Raw genomic sequence first — 17,338 nt, 5'->3', positions numbered from 1 at the left:
GCTGCCGCAGGCTGCGATCTTTTGATCTTTGAAAGTCGCCAGACCTGAAGATCAAAAGATCGCAGCCTTCGGCAGCTCCTACGCCGACCGTGTTTCTCCAAGATGTACTGGTGGGAGCTTCACCATGTTGAACACCCTTCTTCCAATCCTGTTGTTCGCCGCCCTTGGCCTTGGTGTCCTGGGCGCGTTGCGGCGGGTGGCCATGTGGCGCCGGGGCCGGGCTTCGAAAGTCGACCTGATCGGCGGCCTGTTCGCCATGCCCAAGCGCTACATGGTCGACTTGCACCACGTAGTGGCGCGGGACAAATACATTGCCAACACCCACGTCGCCACGGCCGGCGGTGCGGTAGCGTCCATCGTGCTGGCGATTCTGGTGCACGGTTTCGGCCTGCATAACCGCTTCCTCGGCTATGCGCTGCTGCTGATGACAGCGGTGATGTTCGTCGGCGCGATCTTTGTTTACCTGCGTCGACGCAATCCGCCGTCGCGTCTGTCGAAAGGCCCGTGGATGCGCCTGCCGAAAAGCCTGCTGGCGTTCTCGGCTTCATTCTTCCTGTTGACCCTGCCGGTGGCGGGTATCCTCCCGGAAAACTTCGGTGGCTGGCTGTTGGCGGCGATTCTCGGAGTTGGCGTGCTGTGGGGCGTGTCGGAACTGTTCTTCGGCATGACCTGGGGCGGGCCGATGAAACACGCCTTCGCCGGTGCCTTGCACCTGGCCTGGCACCGTCGCGCCGAACGCTTTGGCGGTGGCCGTTCCACGGGGCTGAAACCGCTCGACCTGAATGACCCAACTGCGCCACTGGGCGTGGAAAAACCCAAGGATTTCACCTGGAACCAGTTGCTCGGCTTCGACGCTTGCGTGCAGTGCGGTAAATGCGAAGCGGCATGCCCGGCCTTCGCCGCCGGCCAGCCGCTGAACCCGAAAAAACTGATTCAGGACATGGTCGTCGGCCTGGCCGGTGGCACCGATGCCAAGTTCGCCGGCAGTCCGTACCCGGGCAAGGCCATCGGTGAGCACGCGGGCAATCCGCATCAACCGATCGTCAACGGTCTGGTGGACGCCGAAACCCTGTGGTCGTGCACCACCTGCCGTGCCTGTGTCGAGGAATGCCCGATGATGATCGAGCACGTCGATGCCATCGTCGACATGCGCCGCCATCTGACCCTGGAAAAAGGCGCAACCCCGAACAAGGGCGCGGAAGTCCTGGAGAACCTGATCGCCACCGACAACCCGGGCGGTTTCGCGCCGGGCGGGCGGATGAACTGGGCGGCTGACCTGAACCTCAACCTGCTCAGCGAAAAGAAATCCACCGATGTGCTGTTCTGGGTCGGCGACGGCGCCTTCGACATGCGCAACCAGCGCACCCTGCGCGCGTTCGTCAAAGTGCTCAAGGCGGCGAAAATCGACTTCGCCGTGCTCGGCCTCGAAGAACGCGACAGCGGTGACGTGGCCCGGCGCCTGGGCGACGAAGCGACCTTCCAGCTGTTGGCCAAGCGCAACATCCAGACCCTGGCCAAGTACAGTTTCAACCGCATCGTTACCTGCGATCCGCACAGTTTCCACGTGCTGAAAAACGAATACGGCGCTTTCGATGGCAACTACCTGGTGCAGCACCACAGCACCTACATGGCGGAAATCATCGATGCTGGCGCGCTCAATCTCGGTCAGCACAAAGGCGACAGCGTGACCTACCACGACCCGTGCTACCTCGGCCGCTACAACGGCGAGTACGAGGCGCCGCGTCAGGTGTTGCGCGCCCTCGGGATCGAAGTGAAAGAGATGCAACGTTCCGGCTTCCGTTCGCGCTGCTGCGGCGGTGGTGGCGGCGCGCCGATCACCGACATTCCCGGCAAGCAACGTATTCCCGACATGCGCATGGACGATATCCGCGAAACCGGCGCCGAACTGGTGGCCGTGGGTTGTCCACAGTGCACTGCGATGCTCGAAGGTGTGGTCGAACCGCGTCCAATGATCAAGGACATCGCCGAACTGGTAGCCGATGCGTTGCTCGAAGACGCAACGCCGGGAAAGCCTTCGGCACCGGCCAAACGTGAACCTGCGGAGGTGCATTAATGAGCGACATTATCCGCCGCGACCCACGCGCCGAATGGATCGCCCGCAACCGCTTGCACCCGCTGCACGCGGCCATGCAACCGGCGCAACACAGCTGGATGGGGCCTAACGGTCTCATCCGCAAGAATCCTCACGGGATCGGTTTTATCGGCCCCAACGGCATCAAACGAATCGACCGCAGCGGCGCTCAGCAGGGCGGGGCGACCAAACGCTCGGCCGCAGTTGAAGTGCAATTGCCGCTGCATCAAGTGCCTGCACCCGCGTTCTACATCAGCGTGGTGCCGGACATGGTCGGCGGTCGCTTGAGCAGCCACGACCGCGACTTGCTCGGCCTGGCTCATCAGTTGGCCGGCAAGGACGGCGCGGTATTGGCCGTGGTCTTCGGTGAGCACAAGGAAAACGCCTTCGCTACGGCTGGCGTGGATCGCTTGCTAGTGCTTGAGGGCGACGAATTCAGCGGTTATGCACCGGAGCAACGGGTCCAGGGCCTGCGGGCTGTGGATAACCAGTTCAGCCCGCGTCACTGGTTGCTGCCGGACAGTCGCAGCGGTGGTGGCGAGCTCGGCCGACGTTTCGCCGCGGCACTGGGCGAGCGCCCGGCCACGCGGGTCTGGCAGGTCAAGGATCAGGAGTGCATCGGCCGCGCCGGTGCGGGCCTGCAAGACCTTGCCCGTCCGCTGGCGCGCTTGATTCTGGCGGCTGCCGAGTGCGCCGAACCGGTCAGCGAAACCCGTCACGAAGCCTTGCCGGTGGAGTTATCCACAACCGTCGCCCGCAGTCTCTCGCGCATCGAGGATCTGGGGGCGGTGGCGGTGGATCCGGCGGCAATCCCCATGGCTGAAGCAGAGTTCATTTTCTCCGGTGGCAACGGGGTCAAGGACTGGGGACTTTTCCACAGGACCGCCGAAGCCCTCGGCGCGACCGAAGGCGCCTCGCGGGTGGCGGTGGACGACGGCTTCATGGCCCGCGATCGTCAGGTCGGGGCATCCGGCACCTGGGTCACCGCACGAGTCTATGTGGCGGTGGGGATTTCCGGGGCGATCCAGCACCTGCAAGGCATCGGTGCCTGCGACAAGGTGGTGGCGATCAACCTCGACCCTGGCTGCGACATGATCAAGCGTGCCGACCTCTCGGTGATCGGTGAGAGCGCGGAGATTCTTCAAGCCTTGATCGAGGCGGTAGAGGCTTATCGCAACGACGCCAAGCGCGATGCGGCTTAAGGGAAGGAAAGGGTTATGAGCACGAAAATCATCAGCCTGGTGTCCATCGGCGCCCACCCGACGTCCGGTCGGCCACGTCGCGCGGAACAGGATGCGCGGGCGGTAGAACTGGGCCTGCAACTGGCTGGGGATAACCTGCAAGTGCTGCATGCCGGCGACATCGCCGAGCCTGCATTGCGCGCTTACCTGGGCATGGGGCTGGAGCAACTGCATGTGTTGGAGCAACCGCAAGGCGCCGATGCGCTACCGGCGCTGACCGAGTATCTGCGCGATGCAGGTGCTCAGGTGGTGTTGACCGGCAGTCAGGCGGAAACCGGTGAAGGCTCGGGCATGTTGCCGTTCCTGCTGGCCGAAAGCCTGGGCTGGCCGCTGGTGGTGGGACTGGCGCAGGTCGAGTCCATCGATGGCAGTACGGCGCTGGTGCTGCAAGCCTTGCCGCGCGGTCAACGCCGTCGGCTGAAGGTACGCCTGCCGTTTCTGGCAACGGTGGATAACGCCGCGCCCAAGCCTCGCCAGAGCGCTTACGGCCCGGCCCGACGCGGCGTGCTGCAAGCGCAGGAAGTTGAAGTCATCGATGATGAACTGCTCGCAGTGGCCAGCCTGCAACCGGCCAAGCCACGGCCCAAGCGCCTGAAGGTGATCAAGGCCAAGAGCGGTGCCGACCGTATGAAAGCCGCGACAGCCAAGGCCAGTGGTGGAGGCGGGCAGGTGCTTAAAGGCGTGACGGCGCAAGCTGGGGCTGAGGCGATACTCAAGTTGTTGATTGAAGAAGGCGTGGTCCGCTAGCGGTCCGTTGGGGGAAATAAATGGCTGTTGAGTTTCGTTCGGCCCTGCGCAGCGATGCGCGGGAGATTGCCCGGTTGTTCCAGATTTCATCGGAGGGCGCCGCAGATTACATCTGGAGCCAGATGGCAGCACCCGGCCAGGACCTGCTGGATGTCGGCGCCACCCGCTATGCCCGCGATGATGTGGACTTTTCCTATCAGAATTGTCTGATCGCCGAGGTACAAGGGGAAGTCGTCGGCATGCTGCACAGTTACGTAATGCGCCATGATCCGTCGGCGGCTCCTGTGACCGACCCGGTGTTGGCGCCCTACGCCACGATGGAAATCCCCGACACCCTCTATATTTCCAGCCTGGCGCTGCATGAAGGCTGGCGGAACCAGGGGTTGGGCAAGCAATTCCTCGCCTACGCCTACGACCGGGCCAACCGGCTAGGGCTCAATGGCCTGAGTCTGATCGACTACGCCGCGAATACCGGCGCCCGGCGTTTTTATGAGCGTCACGGTTTCCGTATCGTCGACACCTGCCAGATCACGCCGCACCCGATGATTCGGGTTACCGGTGAAGCTTATCTGATGTACCGCCCCTAGGGCCCGGTCCTGTTCGTTGAACTACATTTTCACTGTGCGCTGTGCAGGGTGCGGCAGGGTGTTACGGAGTTTTCAGCGCTTGATCATAAAACCCGGTTTTTATGAGTGGGTTGCCCATGAAGCCTGTAAAGCTCTCCGTGTTGCTGCTTGGATGGGGCATGGCCGTGTCGACGGGGCCGATGGCCGCTACGCGACCTGAGCCCGAACCGGACTTCGATCAGTGGCTGCAGTCCGCGCAGGGACAGAACGCCTCCCTGGCGCAAATGCGCCAGCACTGTGACAGGGTGCTGGATGCACAAAAGAACCTCGGTTGTTCAGTGTCTGTCATCGCCCGGATGTTCGAAGCCAAAGCGGCCAACCAGTTGCCGGATTATGTTCTGGCGGTCAAGCGCAAACACGCCCGGGCCATCGAGGCCAGTCAGGAGCTGAACGCGTTGTTTTCCATGTTCGGCAACCAGTCCCTCTCGATCTTGAGAAGGACCGGCGAGTTCTCGGTGAAAGGATCCGGGCAACGCGAAGTGTTGAAGATTCATCCGTATGCCAGTGACTCTTTCATTGCCAGCGAGGTGCTGCCTTTCATCGATGTCGACGCGGCCAATGGTCATTCGGCGCGTTTCGTACTCGATACTGGCGCCCCGCAAACACGGGTCAATGTCGAGACCGCCAAGCTGATGGAGATCCGGCTGTTGCCCGACGCCCACTACGCCTACAGCACTTTTTATGGCGAGAGCGACCTGTCCGCCGGGCTGGGGATTCTTGACTCGATAAAGGTGGGAGGCAGCGAATTCAGGAATGTGCTGGTGTTTGTCAGCGACCGGGACAATTTGTTGGGGCTGGACCTGATCAGCAAGTTGGGACGCCTGAAAATCACCCGCAGAACCCTGGAACTGAACCCGGCGCCTGCCGCGCGCTGTGAATCGTCGATTGTGTATACCCGCATGGACATCAATCAACGCTTGACCATCGCCGCACGCCTGGATAATCGGGTTACCCGGGCCATCGTCGACACCGGCAATGTCGATTACCTGACGTCGGCCTCGCCGGGCAACTCCCCCGTTGATTCTGCCGACAAGCCACGCTATCAGACCTTCAAGGGCCTGCTGAATCTGTCAGGCCATAGCATGCCCATTACCTACAAGTACTACCCGCGCTTCACCATCCCGCCGTCATGGGTGCTTGGTCGGTACGTGCCGTCGATTTTGCTCGGCTGGCGTGCCTTCAATGACTTTGAGTTGAATCTGGATATCGAGTCGGGGCGCTCGTGTTTCAACAAGGGTTGATGCGTTTACCCACAATCCCTGTTAGCGCCACTGTGGATAACCTGTTTGCCCATCGCTGCAGCCCTTGAAAACCGGGCGATACAGCCACAAGATCAAAAAATAACCAGCCTAAGCTATGGTTTTTCATGGCTTTTTCAGGGAATAAGGACGCGTGAGCGCTGCGACTTGCCCCCAATCTCTGTTGGCGTTTCTGTGGATAAGATGTTCGCTTACCGCTGCAGGCCTTATGAAACGTGCCTTTCACGAGCTTGATCAAAAAACGACCAATCCGCTGTCTTTTACAGTTGAAGCGCTGGCAAGTGCAGATATTTCGTGGCTTTCAGAGGTTTTCCACAGAAGTCGGGAAGTTGCCCCCAAAGTCTGTTGGCGCTTCTGTGGATAAGGTGTTTGTCATCCGCCACAGGCCATGTAGAACGTGGTGTCTGTGCTGTTGATTAAAAAATGACCTGCTGCCGCAGAAAACTCCGATTTTGAATAAGTCACGGATTTTCTTCGTTTTCTGTGGAGAAAGTTTCCAGCACTTCCATAGTTGTCCCCATTTGCTGTGGGTGGCTATGTGGATAACTTGTTCGCCAAACCCTGCAAGCCCCGCCGGCTATAGTGCGCAACGCGATAGCTCAGATTTCATACAGTTCTAGGGCAATACCTTGACTTCATTCTGTCGCCTGTCTTCACTCCAATGGCACCAAGGACAGCCGTCACTTATCCACATCAGGTTCAGGGAGAACACATGATGGATAGCCAGTCCAATCGCTCGTCCCCCATTCCCTGCGCGTTCCGCGCTTTGCTGACGACGCCGTTGCCGCGCAAACGCACGCTGCGTCGTACCGCCAACCAGCGCGCTCGCCTATAGCGCCTGAATCCTGCCCAAACCGCTGCGCCGCCGCCGGGTTCGCCCGCAGGCTTGGTGCCCGTTCGTCCATTGATTGCAGGCAACCGTAGAGTTGCCCAATTTGCCTGAGAGGAACCTACTCATGACACGGATTGCAACGCCCATCAGCGAGATCAAGGAACACTACGACGTGATCGTCATCGGTTCCGGTTACGGCGGCGGCATTGCCGCGTCGCGCCTGTCCCGGGCCGGTAAACGGGTGTGCCTGCTGGAGCGCGGTCGGGAAATCCGCCCCGGCGAGTACCCCAACACCATGCTCGCCGCCACTGAAGAGCTGCAGGTGCACGATCCGGACGGCCACATCGGTTCACGCACCGGGCTGTTCGACCTGCACGTCAATGCCCAACAGAACGTGGTGGTGGGCTGCGGCCTCGGCGGAACGTCGCTGATCAACGCCAACGTCTCCCTGGAGCCGGAGCCCGGGGTGTTTGACGACCCGCGCTGGCCGCTGGAAGTGCGCGAACACCGTGACACCCTGCTCAAGGACGGTTACGCCCGCGCCCGGGAAATGCTCAAGCCCAATCCCTATCCGGACACTGCGCCGAACCTGCCCAAACTCGACGCCAACAAAAAATCCGCGGATTACCTCAAGCAGGGTGCACTTTTCTACAAGCCACCGATCAACGTGACCTTCGACAAACTGCCGAACAACACCAACCACGTCGGCGTCGAGCAGCTGCCGTGCAACCACTGCGGCGACTGCGTTTCGGGCTGTAACAACAAGGCCAAGAACACCACGCTGATGAATTACCTGCCGGACGCCTGGAACCACGGTGCGGAGATTTTCTGTCAAGCCCAAGTGCGGTATCTGGAGCGCGATGGCGATGGCTGGATCGTGCACTTCCAGTACCTGGAGAGCGGTCGCGAAAAGTTTTGCGCACCGACCCTGTTCGTCAAAGCCGACATCGTCGTGGTCTCTGCCGGCACGCTTGGCTCCACCGAAATCCTCCTGCGCTCTCGCGACAAAGGCCTGGCAATGTCCGGCCAGCTTGGCGAGAACATGAGCGGCAACGGCGACATTCTCGGCTTCGGCCACAACTGCGAACAGAGCATCAACGGTATCGGTTTCGGCGCGCATCCGGCCAAGGAACTGCACCCGGTCGGTCCTTGCATTACCTCGATCATCGACATGCGTACCGAAGGCGATTGGCGCAGCCGCATGGTCATCGAAGAAGGTTCGATCCCTGGCGCCCTCGGCCGGCCGATGGTGCCGAGCATGGCCGGATTCGCCGAGTTGCTTGGCGTACCGAGCGACGACACGTTCAGCGCCAAGGTGAAGTACAAGGAACGCGAAGTCGAGAGCTTCCTGCGTGGCCCGTACTACGGCGCGCTGCACAACATGCAGACCTACCTGATCATGAGTCACGACAGCGGCAATGGACGCATGCTGCTCGACAGCAAGGACCAGCTGCGTATCGACTGGCCGGGTGTCGGCGAGCAGGAAAACGTCAAACTCGGCAACCAACGGCTGCACCAGAGCACCAGGGCGCTGGGCGGGATCTGGGTGGAAAATCCGATCTGGACCAAGTTGCTCAAGCACAGCATCGTCTCGGTGCACCCGTTGGGCGGTTGCGTGATGGGCGAGGACGCGGCGCAAGGCGTGGTCAACCACAAGGGGCAGGTGTTCAGTGGTGCCAGCGGCAGCGATGTGTACGCCTCGTTGTATGTGACCGACGGTGCGGTGATCCCGACGTCGCTGGCGGTCAACCCGCTGCTGACCATCTCGGCGGTGAGCGAGCGCAATATGGGGCTGCTGGCGGCTGATCGCGGCTGGCACATCGACTACAGACTGCCGTCGGCGCCACGCAAACCGTCGGTGCCGCAGACCCTCGGTGTGCAGTTCACCGAAACCATGAAGGGCTATTTCTCCCGGGCCTTCACCGCTGCTCAAAGCCCCGACCTGAAAGTCTATGAAGCCGCGGCCAAGCGTGGCGAAGCGGACAATTCGCCGATCGACTTCACCCTGACCATCACGGCTGCCGACCTCAACCGCATGATCAAGGAGCCGGAGCACGCCGCAACCCTGGTCGGCACGGTTAGCGCCCCGGCGTTGTCGTCTGAGCCGCTGACCGCCAGCAATGGTGTGTTCAACCTGTTCGAGCAGTATCAGCAACAGGTCGGCGTGCGCCACATGAACTACGACATGAAGATGACCGCCGAGGACGGCAGCGATTATTTCTTCAGCGCCTTCAAAACCGTGCCGGAAGACAATGGCGTGCTGAACATCTGGCACGACACCAGCACTCTCTACATCACGCTGCATCGCGGGCCGGACAAGAGTGGCGAAGTGATCGGCTCCGGAGTGATGCACATCCACCCGACCGATTTCGCCAAACAGATGACCACCATGAAGGTGCTCAACGCCCGCAACGAGCGCGAGCGCATCGACGGTCTGGCACGTTTCGGCAAGTTCTTCGCCGGCATCCTCTGGGAAAGCTATGGCGGGGTGTTCGCCGGTGACATCTACTTCAACCCCGATGCACCGCCGCGGCAGAAACGGCCGCTGGATGCGCCGCCACCGAGCGTGCATTTCTTCTCAACCGAAGATGGCGTCGAATTAAGGCTGACCCGCTATCAGGGCGGCACAAAAGGCCCGGTGATGCTGGTGCATGGCTTGGGGGTGGGCTCGAATATTTTCTCCACCGACACCATCCAGACCAACCTGCTGGAATATCTGTGCAAGCATGACTACGACGTCTGGTTGCTGGATTTGCGGGTGAGCATTCTGCTGCCGGCGAGTAAACAGGAATGGAACGGCGACCAGATCGCCCAATACGATTTCAAGGCGGCCATCGCTCAGATCCAACAGCAAACCAAGGCTAACGATGTGCAGTGCGTGGTGCATTGCTACGGCGCGACGACTTTCTTCATGTCGCTGCTGGCCGGGCTGCAAGGGGTGCGCTCGGTGGTCTGCTCGCAAATTGCCGCCGACACCGTGGTCGCCACTGCGACAGGGTTGAAGGCCGGGCTGCACCTGCCGGGGATGCTCGACGCGCTCGGCATCAAATCACTCACGGCCTACGCCGACAGCAAGGAGAACTGGTTCAACAAGCTTTACGACAAAGCCCTCAACGGCTATGCGCGGATCGAAGCCCAGGGTTACTGCACCAACCCGGTGTGCCACCGCATCACCTTCATGTACGCCTCGCTGTACCGCCACGACACCCTCAATGAAACCCTGCACGACAACCTGCACGAGCTGTTCGGTGAGTCGAACATGCACACCTTCGAGCATCTGGCGCTGATCGTGCGCAAGGGGCATCTGGTGGACTTCAAGGGGCATGACGTGTACATGCCGCACTTTGAGCGCTTGAGCATGCCAATCTGCTTCATCAGCGGCGCCGACAACCAATGCTACCTGCCGGAAAGCACGCTCAAGACCTATGAGCGCGTGTGCAAAGTCCATGGACCGGAGCGCTACAGCCGGCATGTGGTGCCGGGCTACGGCCACATCGACTGCATGTTCGGCAAGAACGCGGTGGCGGATGTGTACCCGATCATCCTTGGACACCTGGAAAAAACCGCCCTCGGCTGACGCAACCGCGTAGGAGCTGCCGAAGGCTGCGATCTTTTAAAGGCAAAAGATCGCAGCCTTCGGCAGCTCCTACAAGGGGGCGGTGTGGCGCTCGAAAAGGACAAAAGGAAAGGGATGCCATGGACAGTTACATCCGCTGGTTTCAACGCTTCATCTGGTTAGGCATTTTAATGAACATGGTGTTCGCAATCCCGGCGCTGTTTGCGCCGGCATTGCTGACCTCGATGCTCGGTATGCCGCCGCAACTCTCCGATCCGTGGCTGGAAAATGCCGGCATGCTGCTGGTGGGGATCAGCCTGTTCTACATGCCATCAGGCTTCAACGCACCGCGATATGTCGTGCATTCGTGGCTGTGCGTATTGTCGCGACTGGTCGCCGTGGCGTTCTGGATCTATCTGATCAATACGAGCAACCAGGCCCAGGTATTCGTGCCGATGCTGCTGGGCGATCTGAGCATGTTCCTGATCCTCGGGATTCTGCTGTACCTGGGCAGCGCTCCGGCGAGTCGGCCGTGGGCCTTGCTGTGCGATGGCTGGCGGGCCTGGTGTGCTGGGTGGGCGCAGCGCTGGCAACGGCACAGTTTCAAGGTGGGCACTTCGATTGTGGTTTTGTTGCTGGCGTTCATCGGTTACCAGACCTGGTACCAGATGCTGCGGGTGGTGCCGGCCGAGCAATACGCCTCCGACGAAGACCACTACAAGTACGCCGCCATCGGCCTCGGCATTGAGGCGCGAATCCCGTATTACCTGTTCGCCGTGCTGCCGCAAATGTGCCCGGAAAAATTGCCGAAGCCTGGCGGCTACGAAGTGTTCGGTTTCCTCTACGAAAATGGCAAGGATCTGCCGATCGGCATGGCCAAACGACAAATCGGCTACCCGACCGTGGAGCCCAACTGCGCGCTGTGCCACACCGGCTCCTACCGCGCCAATGCCAGCGACGTCGCCACTGCGGTGGCCAGTGCGCCGGCCAACACCCTGCAGCTGCAAGCCTTCCAGTGGTTCGCCTACGATTGCGCCAGCGACCCGAAATTCACCACCGACGCGGTGATGGCAGCGATCAACAGCAAGTTCCAGCTCGGTTTTTTCGAGCGATTGTACAACCGCTACCTGATCATCCCGATGGCCACGAGCGCACTGATCAAGCAGAAACAGGCCTATGCCTGGCAACAACTGCGCGCACCGCAAGGACCGGGTCGCACCGACACCTTCAATCCGACGAAAATGGTGGTGTTCGGCTTCCCGGATGACTCGACCATCGGCACCGTCGACTTGCCACAAGTCTGGAACCAGAAACCCCGGGAGTCGCTGTACCTGCACTGGGACGGCAACAACAACGACATCCACGAACGCAACTATGCGGCGGCCATGGCCGTGGGCGCGACGCCGGAGTCGGTGCTGCCAACCAGTTTCAACCGGGTGACCAACTGGCTGCTGGGCCACAAGGCACCGGCCTGGCCGTTCGCGCTGGATCAGGCCAAGGTCGCCAGGGGCAAGCCGGTCTGGGAAAACAACTGCGCCGGTTGCCATGATTTCGGCCGCACCGACACCGGTCAGGTCACCACCAACATTGATGAACTGGGTACCGATCCCCATCGGCTGAATTCGTTCACCACGGGTCTGGTGACGGCCTTCCACGGCTTCAAGAAGTCGCCGTTCGATTTTGGCGCCTACCGCAAGACCCAGAGCTACAGCAACACGCCCACCGACGGCATCTGGTTGCGCGCGCCGTACTTGCACAACGGTTCGGTGCCGACACTGTGGGATCTGCTGCAACCACCGCAACTGCGGCCGCAGGTGTTCTTCACCGGCTCCGACATTTACGACCAGGACAAGGTTGGTTTCGTCACCAGTGGCGAGCAAATGAAAGCTTCGGCGGACTTCAAATACGACACCCGTCTGGAGGGCAACCACAACGGCGGCCACCTGTACGGCACGCAGCTGTCGGAACTCGATAAGCGGGCGCTCATTGAGTTCATGAAAACCTTGTGATTCCAATCGGATGGAGGAAGGCGATATGTCACTGGTCAATCATTTGGGAAATGAGTACGACAAGGTCAAAGTGCGGCTGCACGGGTTGCTCACGCGCGTGGAAATGGCCTGGATGAAGCTCGTCAGCGAGCTCGAACCCCAGGAGTTCGAAGCCATCATCGCGCTGCTCAAACGTGGCCACGATCAGGCGCAGTACGTGCTCAAGCACGGCGAGTTGCCGGACGATCAGCCGAGCGTGCCGTGGGAGTTGGCCCACGGCTTGTCTATCCTGCGCATCGGTAACGCCAGCCCCTTGCCGCAATCGGTGGATGAACTGCAAACCCGGGTGCTGAAGGACGGCAGTCTGCTCGGTTGCCGTAAATGGGAACTGCTCGATCTTTTATGGAGCGAGGCCCTGCTGAAGTGGATTGAAAACCTGCACCATCATGCACCGTTCGCCACGGACCCGGCACTGGTGAAAATGGGGCGCGACGTGACCCTGGCGATCGCCGGCGACTGGGGCACCGGGCCATTCGACAGCCATGCCCCGGCGGTGGCGGTGGCCAATCAGATGAAACTGGCCCGGGCCAATTTCACTATTCACCTGGGGGATGTGTATTACGCCGGCACCCGCTCCCAGGAAGACGTGGACATGGCCGGTTGGCCGATGGGCACGCAGGGCTCGTTCACGCTCAATTCCAACCACGAGATGTACAGCGGCGCCCACGGCTATTTCAAGGAACTGGCCAAGCGCTTTGCGGCGCAGCAGGGCACCAGCTATTTTGCGTTGTACAACGACGACTGGCTGGTGATCGGCCTCGACTCGGCGTATGCCTCGGACGCCATGAACCTGTACATGGATGGCACCCTGAACCAACCACAGATCGACTGGATGAAAAGCCTGCCGCAGCGCAAGAAAGTGATGGTGCTCAGTCATCACCAGGGCTTTGACATCTCAGGGCACAACAAGACCGCGCTGTATCAACCGGTGTGCGACGCCCTGGGGCGCGAGCCGGACTACTGGTATTGGGGGCATTTGCATAACGGCATCTGTTACGCCACCCAGGGCGGGTTGCATGCACGTTGCGCCGGGCATGGGGCGATCCCTTACGGCAACGCCAGTGAACTGAACGGGCATTCGCGGGTGTTGTGGTCGGAAACGCAGAATGCGCGGGATCCGGCCTATCCGGATCGGGTATTGAACGGGTATGTGAAGGTGCGGCTGGTGGGGGAGAACATCGAAGAGACGTTTATTGGCGAGAATGGGTCGGTGCGGTGGTCTTCGGCATTACAGTAATGGTGTGTTGCCCTTAAAAAGATCGCAGCCTGCGGCAGCTCCTACAGGGTCTTGTGTACACCTGTAGGAGCTGCCGAAGGCTGCGATCTTTTGATCTTGATTAGCCCTGGACCGGAACCCCTTTGAGATAAGGCGCAGGCTCGGCCCCAAGGTTGTTCAGCAACCGCTCGCTGTACCAGTCCACGAAGTTCACCACGCCGAACTCATAGGTCTTGGAGTACGGGCCAGGTTGGTACGCGGTGGAGTTGATCCCGCGCTGGTTCTCTTCGGCCAGGCGACGGTCCTGGTCGTTGGTGGCGTCCCAGACCTGGCGCATGCGCTCCACGTCGTAGTCCACGCCTTCGACCGCGTCCTTGTGCACGATCCACTTGGTGGTGACCATGGTTTCCTGGGCGCTGATCGGCCACACGGTGAACACGATGATGTGGTCGCCCATGCAGTGGTTCCAGGAGTGCGGCAGGTGCAGGATGCGCATCGAGCCCAGGTCCGGGTTCTGGATCCGGCCCATGAGTTTTTTGCAGCCCTGCTTGCCGTCGATCGTCATCGATACGGTGCCCTTGAGCAGCGGCATGCGCACGATGCGGTTACGCAGGCCGAAGCTGGCGTGAGCGTAAGGGATCTTCTCGGCTTCCCAGGCAGCGGCCGAAGCGGCTACGTGATCCTTGAAGGCCTGGTCGGCACGCGGGTCGGTGACGTCGTCCCATTCCAGCAGGGTTTTCAACAGTTCCGGGTGCGACGCGTTGCAGTGGTAGCACTCACGGTTGTTTTCCAGCACCAGTTTCCAGTTGGCTTTTTCGAACAAGGTGGTCTGAATCGCCACCTTGGTGTTCTCCATGTCGTACGGTTCCATGTAATGGTTCAGCGTCGACAGGAAGTCATCAATGGCCGGCGGGTTTTCCGACAGGCTGATGAAGATGTAACCGCCAGCGGTTTTCACGTTCACAGGCTTGAGGCCGTACTGCTTCATGTCGAAGTCGGCGCCCATTTCGGTGCCGGCGAACAGCAGGCGACCGTCCAGCTCATACGTCCATTGGTGGTAGTGGCAGACCAGTTTGGCGACTTTGCCTTTTTCACTGGTGCACAACCGCGAACCACGGTGACGGCAGACGTTGTGGAACGCATGCACCACGCCATCGGCGCCACGAATCACGATGATCGGGTTCTTGCCGATCTGCAGGGTCAGGTAGTTGCCCTTGGTCGGGATTTCGCAGGTCATGCCGGCGATCAACCACTCTTTCTGAAAGATTTCCTGCATGTCGATATCAAACAGGCGCTCGTCGGAGTAAAACGGCTGCGGCAGTGAGAAGGTGCGCTCGCGCTCTTGCAGCATCTGTGCGGTGGCCTTGCGTGCGGGTTCCAGCGGATCGCCCAGGCTCAGGGTAGTAGTGACGTCCATCATTTAATCCTCAAGGCCATTCTGTGTGGCCGGCGAATAGTGGCTACGGTTGTGCGACGCAAGACAAAAAACAGCAGTTATCTGTTGAGGCGAGTGTGGGGCCGGCGCTGCCCGGAACCTTATCCATGGGCGACATGGCCCAATCTGTTCCCGACGCGCAACCCCCGGTAATTGGGGGCTGGTCGCGATAAGTATGTGAATGTCGCAGATAGGTAAATGGGTGGTTCGCGCTATACGCAGAATCGCCAACATGAAGGCCGACAGTCGGCCGTGGAGATCAGCATGTCCAACAGCTTCCTGAACCCGGTAACCACCCAGACCTGGGCCAATGGTCGACACATTGTCCGTTGCGTCAAAGTCATCCAGGAAACCTGGGATGTGCGCACCTTCTGTTTCATGGCCGACCAGCCGATTCTGTTCTTTTTCAAGCCCGGGCAATTCGTCACCCTGGAGCTGGAAATCGACGGCGTGCCGATCATGCGCTCCTACACCATTTCCAGTTCGCCGTCGGTGCCGTACAGCTTTTCGGTGACCATCAAGCGCGTGCCGGGGGGCAAGGTGTCCAACTGGCTGCACGACACTCTACATGAAGGCCAGGAGCTGGCGGTGCACGGGCCGGTCGGACTGTTCAATGCCATGGACTTCCCTGCGCCGAAAATACTCTACCTCAGCGGCGGCGTCGGCATCACGCCGTGCATGTCCATGGCGCGCTGGTTCTACGACACCAACGGCAACGTCGACATGACGTTTATCCACAGCGCCCGCTCGCCCAAAGACATCATTTATCACCGCGAACTGGAACACATGGCGTCGCGGATCGAGAACTTCAGCCTGCACCTGATTTGCGAGAAACATGGCATGGGTGAGCCCTGGGCCGGTTATCGCGGTTACCTGAACCACAGAATGCTTGAATTGATGGCGCCGGATTTCCTTGAGCGTGAAGTGTTCTGCTGCGGCCCGACACCGTATATGAGCGCGGTCAAGCGCTTGCTGGAAGGCGCTGGCTTCGACATGTCGCGCTACCACGAAGAGTCCTTCGGCGCGACTCCGCCAGAAGCCCGCGCCGACGCCGTGGAACACGCTGAACAAGCGGCCGATGCCCCGGAAATCGACGCGGCGGATCTGCATCAGGTGGAGTTCACCGCATCCGGCAAGAGCATCCGCGTGGCCCCGGGCGAGACCGTGCATGCCGCGGCGGCCAAGGTCGGCCTGATGATCCCGAAAGCGTGCGGCATGGGCATCTGCGGCACCTGCAAGGTGTTGAAGCTGGGTGGTGAAGTCGAGATGGAACACAACGGCGGGATCACTGAAGAAGACGAAGCCGAAGGGTATATTCTGTCGTGCTGCAGTGTGCCGAAGGGTGACGTGCGGGATCAAAAGATCGCAGCCTCGTTTCACTCGACAGCTCCTACAGGGGTTGTGGATATCTCAGTCGACGAACAGGTCAGGCATCAGTTTGTCGTCGCTGTCTGGCTCGAAACGGTAATGGTTGAATTCAGTCACACCGCTTTCCCGCAGAATTTCCTCATCAATCAACAGCCGCCCGGTCAGGCTGCGGTTGGTACTGCTCAGAATGACGTGCGCCGCATCGGCCATGATCGCAGGCAGGCGTGCATGCTTGAACGATTCCCTTGACCCCAGCTGAAACTCGATGGCAGCGGTGGCGATCATGGTCTGTGGCCACAGCGAGTTGACGCTGATGCCGTAATTCCTGAATTCCTCACTCATGCCCAAGGTCAGCATGCTCATGCCGTATTTGGTCACGGTGTACGGGCTGTACTGGGCAAACCACTTGGTGGCCAGGTTCAGGGGTGGGGACAGGTTGAGGATGTGGCCACCGGACTTCTTCAAATAGGGCAGGGCGGCCTGGCTGCACAGCAGCACGGCACGGGTGTTGATCTGGTGCATCAAGTCAAAGCGCTTGAGTTCGAGGTGCTGGACCCCGGTCAATTTGATCGCCCCGGCGTTATTGATCAGCGCATCGATGCTGCCGAAATGTTCGTTGGCCTGGGCCAGTGCTTCGCGTACGGCGTCTTCCTCACGCACATCCACCTGCAGAGCCAAGGCTTTCCCGCCAGCGGCTTCCACTTCCCGGGCCACACTGAAAATTGTGCCCGGCAGCTTGGGGTGGGGTTCGGCACTTTTGGCGGCGATCACAATGTTGGCCCCATCGCGTGCGGCCCGCAGCGCAATCTCGCGACCGATGCCGCGGCTGGCGCCGGTGATGAACAGGGTTTTGCCTTGCAATGACATGCTGACGCTCCTGATTGTTGTTATGTGAGCGGATCGGCTCGACAAACAATG

The 17,338-nt window shown here is 60.4% G+C and carries 11 protein-coding genes and 1 pseudogene; 10 read left to right on the top strand and 2 right to left on the bottom strand.

Annotated elements, in window-relative coordinates:
- Positions 1-124: 124 nt before the first annotated feature.
- From dgcB to AC1DWG_RS20890, 9 genes are all read left to right on the top strand, one after another.
- Positions 125-2,074: a dimethylglycine demethylation protein DgcB gene (dgcB, locus tag AC1DWG_RS20930; RefSeq protein ID WP_477762887.1), complete on the top strand. Its 1,950-nt coding sequence runs from the start codon at positions 125-127 to the stop codon at positions 2,072-2,074.
- Positions 2,074-3,294: an electron transfer flavoprotein subunit alpha gene (etfA, locus tag AC1DWG_RS20925; RefSeq protein WP_477762886.1), complete on the top strand. Its 1,221-nt coding sequence runs from the start codon at positions 2,074-2,076 to the stop codon at positions 3,292-3,294. Before dgcB ends, etfA begins: the two co-directional genes overlap by 1 nt.
- Positions 3,295-3,309: 15 nt before the next feature.
- Positions 3,310-4,080, top strand: coding sequence for an electron transfer flavoprotein subunit beta (gene etfB, locus AC1DWG_RS20920; protein ID WP_477762885.1), 771 nt, complete (start codon positions 3,310-3,312; stop codon positions 4,078-4,080).
- Between the two features lie 20 nt (positions 4,081-4,100).
- The gene (locus AC1DWG_RS20915) at positions 4,101-4,667 is read left to right on the top strand and encodes an N-acetyltransferase family protein (RefSeq protein ID WP_477762884.1); all 567 of its coding nucleotides are present in this window, start codon (positions 4,101-4,103) and stop codon (positions 4,665-4,667) included.
- A gap of 158 nt (positions 4,668-4,825) precedes the next feature.
- Entirely contained in the window at positions 4,826-5,947 is a 1,122-nt protein-coding gene (locus AC1DWG_RS20910; RefSeq protein ID WP_477763141.1) for a retropepsin-like aspartic protease, read from the top strand.
- Between the two features lie 730 nt (positions 5,948-6,677).
- Complete coding sequence (locus AC1DWG_RS20905; protein ID WP_477762883.1) at positions 6,678-6,800, top strand: hypothetical protein; 123 nt, start codon at positions 6,678-6,680, stop codon at positions 6,798-6,800.
- A 121-nt stretch (positions 6,801-6,921) separates the two neighbouring features.
- Positions 6,922-10,374, top strand: a complete 3,453-nt coding sequence (locus AC1DWG_RS20900) for a GMC family oxidoreductase N-terminal domain-containing protein (RefSeq protein ID WP_477788291.1) — start codon at positions 6,922-6,924, stop codon at positions 10,372-10,374.
- A gap of 119 nt (positions 10,375-10,493) precedes the next feature.
- On the top strand, positions 10,494-12,362 hold the full coding sequence (locus tag AC1DWG_RS20895; protein WP_477762881.1) for a c-type cytochrome: 1,869 nt from the start codon (positions 10,494-10,496) through the stop codon (positions 12,360-12,362).
- A gap of 25 nt (positions 12,363-12,387) precedes the next feature.
- Positions 12,388-13,638, top strand: coding sequence for a metallophosphoesterase family protein (locus AC1DWG_RS20890; protein WP_477753317.1), 1,251 nt, complete (start codon positions 12,388-12,390; stop codon positions 13,636-13,638).
- Positions 13,639-13,738: 100 nt separating this feature from the next.
- On the opposite strand, the gene gbcA is transcribed toward AC1DWG_RS20890, so the two are convergent.
- On the bottom strand, positions 13,739-15,034 hold the full coding sequence (gene gbcA / locus AC1DWG_RS20885; protein ID WP_477753318.1) for a glycine-betaine demethylase subunit GbcA: 1,296 nt from the start codon (positions 15,032-15,034) through the stop codon (positions 13,739-13,741).
- Positions 15,035-15,316: 282 nt separating this feature from the next.
- On the opposite strand from gbcA, the pseudogene gbcB reads away from it, so the two are divergent.
- Positions 15,317-16,402, top strand: a pseudogene (gene gbcB / locus AC1DWG_RS20880) (glycine-betaine demethylase subunit GbcB); the annotation flags it as partial.
- Positions 16,403-16,462: 60 nt separating this feature from the next.
- Here the strand turns inward: gbcB and AC1DWG_RS20875 are convergent.
- Positions 16,463-17,287, bottom strand: a complete 825-nt coding sequence (locus AC1DWG_RS20875; protein ID WP_477762878.1) for an SDR family oxidoreductase — start codon at positions 17,285-17,287, stop codon at positions 16,463-16,465.
- Positions 17,288-17,338 lie beyond the last annotated feature (51 nt).

This window comes from Pseudomonas sp. P4_B3 (assembly GCF_056402295.1).
The sequence above is the reverse complement of the archived record's forward strand: the minus strand, read 5'-3'. Positions and strand labels throughout refer to the sequence as shown.

Coding starts and splice junctions, on each gene's coding strand:
- AC1DWG_RS20910 (WP_477763141.1), top strand. CDS start 4,826: ATGGCCGTGTCGACGGGGCCGATGGCCGCTACGCGACCTGAGCCCGAA.
- AC1DWG_RS20875 (WP_477762878.1), bottom strand. CDS start 17,287: ATGTCATTGCAAGGCAAAACCCTGTTCATCACCGGCGCCAGCCGCGGC.
- gbcA (WP_477753318.1), bottom strand. CDS start 15,034: ATGGACGTCACTACTACCCTGAGCCTGGGCGATCCGCTGGAACCCGCA.
- AC1DWG_RS20900 (WP_477788291.1), top strand. CDS start 6,922: ATGACACGGATTGCAACGCCCATCAGCGAGATCAAGGAACACTACGAC.
- AC1DWG_RS20905 (WP_477762883.1), top strand. CDS start 6,678: ATGATGGATAGCCAGTCCAATCGCTCGTCCCCCATTCCCTGCGCGTTC.
- AC1DWG_RS20895 (WP_477762881.1), top strand. CDS start 10,494: ATGGACAGTTACATCCGCTGGTTTCAACGCTTCATCTGGTTAGGCATT.
- etfA (WP_477762886.1), top strand. CDS start 2,074: ATGAGCGACATTATCCGCCGCGACCCACGCGCCGAATGGATCGCCCGC.
- etfB (WP_477762885.1), top strand. CDS start 3,310: ATGAGCACGAAAATCATCAGCCTGGTGTCCATCGGCGCCCACCCGACG.
- AC1DWG_RS20915 (WP_477762884.1), top strand. CDS start 4,101: ATGGCTGTTGAGTTTCGTTCGGCCCTGCGCAGCGATGCGCGGGAGATT.
- dgcB (WP_477762887.1), top strand. CDS start 125: ATGTTGAACACCCTTCTTCCAATCCTGTTGTTCGCCGCCCTTGGCCTT.
- AC1DWG_RS20890 (WP_477753317.1), top strand. CDS start 12,388: ATGTCACTGGTCAATCATTTGGGAAATGAGTACGACAAGGTCAAAGTG.